This window comes from Stackebrandtia soli (assembly GCF_965137155.1).
Taxonomy (GTDB): domain Bacteria; phylum Actinomycetota; class Actinomycetes; order Mycobacteriales; family Micromonosporaceae; genus Stackebrandtia; species Stackebrandtia soli.
Map to the genome: position 1 here is coordinate 1 of NZ_CBCRZX010000085.1, position 6,689 is coordinate 6,689.

Genomic DNA, 6,689 nt, shown 5'->3' on the forward strand with positions numbered 1-6,689 from the left:
GTTAAACGTCCCGCTTGGTTGGGCAAATNTTCNAATNAGGCGTGTTTTCGCAATTTGCCCAACCAAGCGGGATGNTTGCCCAACCAAGCCACAGTGGCCCGTGACCCGTGACCGGTGGCTTCAGTGTTGACAGGGGACGGTATCCCGGTTAGATCTGTTGTGTGTAAACGGTTCCCCCGGGGCCCGATCGCGTACTTTTGATCGTGCCGTGGTGGCCAGTGGGAACGCCCGGGGAAGGAACGCACATGAAGCCGTTGGACCTGACCGAACCGGAGGCGATCGGGCCGTATCGGCTGTTGGCGGAGCTCGGCCGGGGAGGCATGGGCCGGGTCCTGCTGGCGTCCGGCCCGAGCGGGCAACTGTTCGCGGTCAAGCAGATCCTCGCGGAGTTCATCGACAACGACGAGTTCCGGGCGCGCTTTCGATTGGAGGTCGCGGCGTCCAGGAAGGTCAGTGGTACGTACGCGGTCCCCGTCATGGACGCCGACGTCGAGGCCGCGGTTCCGTGGTTGGCGTCCCGGTTCGTGTACGGGCCGACTCTCCAACAGTCGGTTCTGAGGAACGGCCCGCTGCCCGAGGACGCGGTGCGCTGGTTGGCCACCGGTCTGGCCGGGGCACTCATGTCCATTCACGACATCAATATCATTCACCGGGACTTCAGCCCGTCCAACGTGATGCTGTCCGGCACGGTCCCGAAGGTCATCGACTTCGGTATCGCGCGAGCGTTCGAGGGGACGATATCGGTCAATCTGACGAGGACCGGTACGGTGATCGGTCAGCCGGCCTTCATGTCACCGGAGCAGGCGGAAGGCGGCGAGCTGACGTCCGCGAGCGACGTCTTCTCGATGGGGTCGGTCCTGTACGCAGCGGCGACCGGCGCGTCGCCGTTCGACGATCCCAGCATCCCGCGGTCGATGTTCAAGGTCGCCTACGCCGATCCCGATCTGATGAAGTTGCCGCCCCGGCTTCGACCGATCATCGAGGCGTGTCTTCGGAAGGCGCCAGGCGATCGCCCCAGTCCGACGGAGCTGCTCGCCCTCATCGGGCCGATGGCGTCGACCGATCGGCCGTGGCCATCCACTGTGTATGGAATGATCGCGGATCAGCGATCCGCCGTCGCGAAGCTCGTCGAACAGGCGCAGACGTGGAGCGGCGCGGCGAGTGACGGCGGCACCAAGCGCTGGCCGAACGGGCCGACCGTCAACCTCGGCGGAGACCAGGGCAGGAACACGCCCCCGAACGCGCCTCCACACGCCCCGCCGCACTCCCCACCACATTCGCCACCGCACTCGCCTCCGAAGTCCCCACCGAACGCGCCCCCGAACTCCCCCCTGAAGCCGCCGGTGCCGCCGCCCGGACCGAAGAACTCCGGCGCGTGGTCTCAGGACCGCGTCGTCGGGGCGGCCATCACGGTCGTGCTCGGCATCGTCGCGTTGATCGCGATCTTCGCGGAGAACGATCCGGACGCCGACGCGGACACACCCAGCGATACGACGATCACCACGACGTCCGCCGGACCGGACTGGGGGGACGACGACGAGCCGACCACGGAGGCGGCGGATCCCGAGGTCTTTCCCGACGCCACGATCGGCGACTGCGTGTACGACGGCGGTTCCGGCGACACCATCACGCTCGAGTTCACCGATTGCGACGACGGGGTCTTCGAGGTCGTCGACGTGCTCGACGACGCCGACTCCGTGAGCGACTGCTACGACGACTCGGACGTGGATTGGGCGGTGTCGCAGGAGCTGTCGGACATGGCGGTGTGCCTGAGCTATCAGCACAGCAGTAGCGCCTATCGCGCGCAGGAAGGCGATTGTGTCTTCAGGTGGGAGGACGAGGGTCCGTGGGAGGAGGCGGACTGCGAGACGGGCGTGTTCGAGGTACTCGACCGCATCGAGGATGAGTCCGATATGGATGCCTGTCGCGATTCGCACCTGTTGGACTGGTCCGTGTACCTGCCGGTGAACGAGAAGGACGGTCTCGACGTCGTGTTGTGCCTGTCGATGCGCTATCCGGACGACGCCGGGCACGCGCCCCAGAACACCTGCATGGCGATGACGGGAAGCGGGAACAACAGGCACTTCTCCTTCGCCGACTGTGCCGATTCGAACGTCGTCGTCACGGGCCGGACCAGTGACGTCTCGGACTCGGGCTTCTGCGGGAACCACGGCTCGACCTGGTGGGAATCGAACTACTTTCCCGAACTGTCCTACATGGTCTGCTGGAACTGGCGATAGCGCCGGTCTCGTCGCCGGTCGAGCGAGGCGGGGTCGGACGGTGAATCGCCCCGACGCGGGTGTCACCATGGCCTTGGCGGCCGCGTGTCTCCGCGCCACCGACGGGGCTCTCAACCCGCCGCCGTATCGCCGGGTGCCGGGACAGCCCCTGGGGAAGCGGCTCGATCGCTTTCGTGGCCGAGGCATTCCGATCGTGATGGCTGGGACGTCTACTAGACGGACAGCACACACGAGGAGGCCGATAGGACAATGCGAAGAAGTCAGGAAGCCGAGTACAGCGAGTTCGTGACCGCGAACCTCGTTCCGTTGCGACGCTTCGGGTATCTGGTCTGCGGTGACTGGCACCGGGCCGAGGACGCCGTGCAGACCGTCTTCGTGAAGCTGTACGTCGACTGGAACCGCGCGAATCGCCGGTCCCCGGTGGCGTACGCGCAACGGATGGTCGTCAACGCGTTGAACGACGTCCACCGTCGCGCCTGGTTCCAACGCGAACAGTTGAAAGAGGAGCTTCCGGAAACGTTCGCGCCGTTGGACTCGGACGCGTCCGACCGGCGCATCGTCGTCCTGGACGCGCTCGCGAAGCTGCCCACCCGCAGGCGCGCGACGCTCGTCCTGCGGTTCTGGGCCGATCACTCGGTCGAACAGACCGCCGAGATCATGGGCTGCTCCGCCGCCACGGTGAAGAGCCAGACCTCGCGCGGACTCAAATCGCTCCGCGAACTGCTGCCGAACCCATTGCACGAGAGTTTGGAGGGAATCACCCCGTGACCAGCGAGATGAAGGACGTATTCGAGGAGACGATGAGCGACATCGAACCGCCGTTGTCGACTTCCACTGAGGAAATTCTGGTGGCCGGTCGCCGCAAGCAGACTCGCCGTCGGCTGAGCATCTTCGGCGGCGGCGCGGCGAGCCTGGCCGTCGTCGGCGTGGCCGCGCTGATGCTGCCAGGTCTGTTGTCGACACCGGCCGGCCCGGACGGGACGAACTCGGCCGGTCCCGAAGTGGAGGAGAACGGCTACCCGACCCCGCCCGAGACGTGGGAGGAGTACAGCGCACTGGTCCTCGGGCTGTTCCAGGAACAGGGCCCCGACCTCCAGTTCAACGGCGACAGCGACGCCGGTCCGTTCGAACTCAAGGAGTGGGGCGAGTTCCACTCGAGCGATCCCGACGCGTGGGTCGAGATTCCGCACTCCGGTAGCGCGTTCCTCAAGACCGCCGACGGCACGCCGGTCGGGTCCGTCGGGATCGACCTGTACGAGCCGGGCGAATGGAGCAAGGAGCCCGGCGACGATCCGTACGACGTCGGGATACCGGGCACGAACGGTCCGCTCGTGTCCTGCTGGTCGGGCGAAACCGATATCCACCAGGGCAACACGGACGTCATCAAGGTGTACATCACCACCACCGAATGCGAGGATCTGACGACCCCACAGGGAGACCGGATGATCCGCGCGTCGAGCGTGGAGCACTACGAGAACGAACCCCCGGGCTCCTACACCAACACCGTCGTCATCTACCGCACGGACGGCACGGCGGTCGTCGTGTCGAGCTTCTGTGGCAACGAGGATGAGGACGACGAATACGGCGGCACCTGCCAGGAGATCCAGTTCGACCTGGATCAGCTGGAGGCGATCGCGCTCCAGATCCCCGCGATTCCGATCACCGACGACGAGAAGTGATCTCTCGTCCTGATCACAGCCGGGCCATCTTTCGAGGCGGTCCGGTTATCGCCATGCGCGGCTGGGGCCGCGAACCCGGTCCAGGGCATTAAGGCCGGATCCCGCCGTCATCGCCGTCGATCGTGCGATACTGCGCTCGTTCGTGTCGATGATGGATCGTTCGAGGGGTGGGCATGGCCGACGAGGAGCACGCGCACGACGCGGATGATCCACAACGGTGCGTCGAGTGCGCCGCGTCCGGCATCACCGCCGAGGACGCCGCCGCCGCGCTACGCGCGCTCCGTGTCGAACTCGCCGCCGACGAACCGCTCACCGACGCGGACCTGATCCCGCTGCTCGGCCAGTTGCAGCAGTGGCTGGCGCAGATCATCAAGCATCGCGTCGATCAGTCCGACATCGACGACGTCATGGCCTTCATCGCCAAGACTCCCCAGTCGTGGGCCGAGCTCGCCGCGCACACGCTCGTTCCCGTCGTCATGACCGCGCGGGCGATGAACGAGCTCGTGACGGCCCAGGACGAAGTGGACCCGTACGCCGCCAACACGCTGGGGCTGACGCACATGGCGGCCGGAGTCTGCGCCGAGCTCATGCGAGTCCACGCGGGCCGGTCGCGCAACGACGGGGAGGCGGTCTATCGCATGGCCGCGAGTCTGCACGGCGGCCTTGGAGCGATGATCGAACACCGACTGCTCACGCCCCCGCCTCCGCCGCTCCCCGACGCCCCACCGGCCACTTCGCTCGATTTACCTCACTCTCAGGGATGAATCCATAGCATCACGTACATGTCAGTGATGCGCAAGTGCGCGTGCGTGATCGTCGCCGCCGCGGTCGGGGGCCTCGCATCGCCTCAGGCCGCGTTCTCGGCGCCGGTCAGCGAGACCCTGTTCTTCACCGGTGGCCCACAGACCTTCGTCATCCCCGACGATGTCACCTGCGTGCACGTCGACGCGTACGGCGCGGCCGGTGGTCCGGGCGCGAACGAGGGCGGAGCCGGTGGTCTCGGCGCGCTCGTCACCGGCCATCTCCCCGTCTCCACTGGAGACGTCCTGGACGTGGAGGTGGGTGGCCCCGGAGGCACCGGAAGCGGGGCGGGGTCCTCGGCTCCCGGTGGCTACGGCGGCGGAGGGACCGGGGGCGCCTGGTACTCGGGCGGTGGAGGTGGAGCGACCTGGATCAGCCTCGCGGGAGCTTCGCTCGTCGTCGCGGGCGGTGGCGGTGGCGGCGGTGGCGGGTTCGACCTCCGGTCGGCGTCCTCTGTCGGCGGTGACGGGGGAGAGGTCGGCACCGCCGGAGTGTCGGGTGTCCTGCCGACCGATGGACGGACAGGCCAACCCGGCGGTACCGGGGGAGCCGGTGGCGCGGGCGGCATCGATCCGAACGGTCCCCCGGCCCAGTCGGGGACGGCGGGATCATCCGGCCAGGGCGGAGACGGCGGTGTCACGGGCGATCCGCATGACGCGGGCGGCAGTGGTGGCGGTGGGGGAGTCGTCGGTGGCGGTGGCGGAGGTGCCGGCGTAGTCGGGTACATCTCGGTCGGTGGTCCGGGTGGCGGCGGATCGAGCATGGGCCCGGCCGACGCCGTTTTCGAGACGGGCGCCAATGACGGAGAGGGTCGGGTGGTCCTCACCTACGAGGTCGGTTCCAACGAGGGGTGCGAATCCGAACCGCCACCGTTGCCGAGCCCCGAACCGCCTACGCCGTCCACACCGGCGATGCCGGTCGCAGACGCGCCGAAGCTTCCCGTCACCGGTGTCCCGTTGGCGGCGCTAATGGCGACCGCGGCGGTGTCCTTTTGCATCGGTGTGGCCTTGTTGGTGGCGCGGTCGATCGCGCGGCGGTCCCGAACGTGATCCGACGGCGGGGAGGTCGGACGTTCGACCTCCCCCACCGTCGGTCCGCTCACGAGACCGGCGAGCGTCGCCGGTGCGAACGCGGTGTGCCCCGATGGTGCGCCGGGGCTGTGTCGCGCCATCGGGTGATCCGACCAGCGCCGGACTACTCGGCGTTTCGGCGGATGTTCTTGTACGCCAGAGGAGTACGCGCGGCCGGGTGTTCCGCTGGGTTCACCGCGTCGCATGACGGGCGAGGCGGCGACGCGCGGACGGGAGACTCGGGCATGGCGCGGGACAGGGGTGGGTCCGGGCATGACTCCTCGTGGCGTTGTGAGAACGGCTGCGATTCGCGCCGATTCCGTCGACGGTAGCGGGCCCGTCGAGCCGTCGACGGTGCCGGACGAGGCGCGGATAGTTCCAAAGGGGATTGTCCGGGAGGCGCCACCGAACGGCACGTCGTCGAGGCCGCTCGGTCCCGTGTGGACGTCGGTGGGCGTCGTTCCGTTGTGGCGACCGGTTATTGTCATCGCGGTCAGATCGAGACCGGACGGGGAACGCCGGGCCGAGATCTGTTCGAGCTCGTACGGCGGCACGGGACACTAGGGATTGTTCCGTCGCGGCCCGTCGACTCGATCGACCGACGAACGGGCCCCCACGTCGTCGCCGCGATCGAGTCCCGCGCGCGTCGGTCGCGGCGGTTTCGCCGCGAGGCCCCGGACACCACGCCGAGCTCCCGAAACGTCAGACGCCACAACACGGCACCAGTCGAGACAAGGGAATAACGGGATGTATCCACCTCAACCAGTCGGACCCGGCGCATCGGGACCGGAGCCGACGCCGCCCGGCCATGGCGCGCCGTCGAATCCCATGCTGCCCGCCCAACCGGGACCCGCCACCGGTTGGCCCGGCCCCGGAATGCCGCCCCCCCCCGCACCTCC

5 protein-coding genes are annotated in these 6,689 nt (G+C 67.9%); all 5 read left to right on the forward strand.

What is annotated here, in order from left to right:
• Window positions 1–245 precede the first annotated feature (245 nt).
• The 5 genes from ACM9NP_RS23820 (at window position 246) to ACM9NP_RS23840 (ending at window position 5,769) form a co-directional block, all read left to right on the forward strand.
• A complete protein-coding gene (locus ACM9NP_RS23820; RefSeq protein WP_415649018.1) occupies window positions 246–2,240 on the forward strand; it encodes a serine/threonine protein kinase in 1,995 nt (664 codons plus the stop codon).
• Window positions 2,241–2,489: 249 nt separating this feature from the next.
• Window positions 2,490–3,008, forward strand: coding sequence for a SigE family RNA polymerase sigma factor (locus ACM9NP_RS23825; RefSeq protein ID WP_415649019.1), 519 nt, complete (start codon window positions 2,490–2,492; stop codon window positions 3,006–3,008).
• Window positions 3,005–3,919 carry a hypothetical protein gene (locus tag ACM9NP_RS23830; RefSeq protein WP_415649020.1) on the forward strand — a complete coding sequence of 305 codons (915 nt, stop codon included), beginning with the start codon at window positions 3,005–3,007 and terminating at the stop codon, window positions 3,917–3,919. The genes ACM9NP_RS23825 and ACM9NP_RS23830 overlap by 4 nt, the downstream gene beginning before the upstream one ends.
• A gap of 173 nt (window positions 3,920–4,092) precedes the next feature.
• Window positions 4,093–4,683, forward strand: coding sequence for a hypothetical protein (locus ACM9NP_RS23835; RefSeq protein ID WP_415649021.1), 591 nt, complete (start codon window positions 4,093–4,095; stop codon window positions 4,681–4,683).
• Window positions 4,684–4,701: 18 nt separating this feature from the next.
• Entirely contained in the window at window positions 4,702–5,769 is a 1,068-nt protein-coding gene (locus ACM9NP_RS23840) for a hypothetical protein (protein WP_415649022.1), read from the forward strand.
• Window positions 5,770–6,689 lie beyond the last annotated feature (920 nt).

What these genes read in the sequence shown, in the direction of transcription:
- ACM9NP_RS23820 (WP_415649018.1), top strand. Translation starts at nt 246, where the DNA reads ATGAAGCCGTTGGACCTGACCGAACCGGAGGCGATCGGGCCGTATCGG.
- ACM9NP_RS23825 (WP_415649019.1), top strand. Translation starts at nt 2,490, where the DNA reads ATGCGAAGAAGTCAGGAAGCCGAGTACAGCGAGTTCGTGACCGCGAAC.
- ACM9NP_RS23835 (WP_415649021.1), top strand. Translation starts at nt 4,093, where the DNA reads ATGGCCGACGAGGAGCACGCGCACGACGCGGATGATCCACAACGGTGC.
- ACM9NP_RS23840 (WP_415649022.1), top strand. Translation starts at nt 4,702, where the DNA reads ATGTCAGTGATGCGCAAGTGCGCGTGCGTGATCGTCGCCGCCGCGGTC.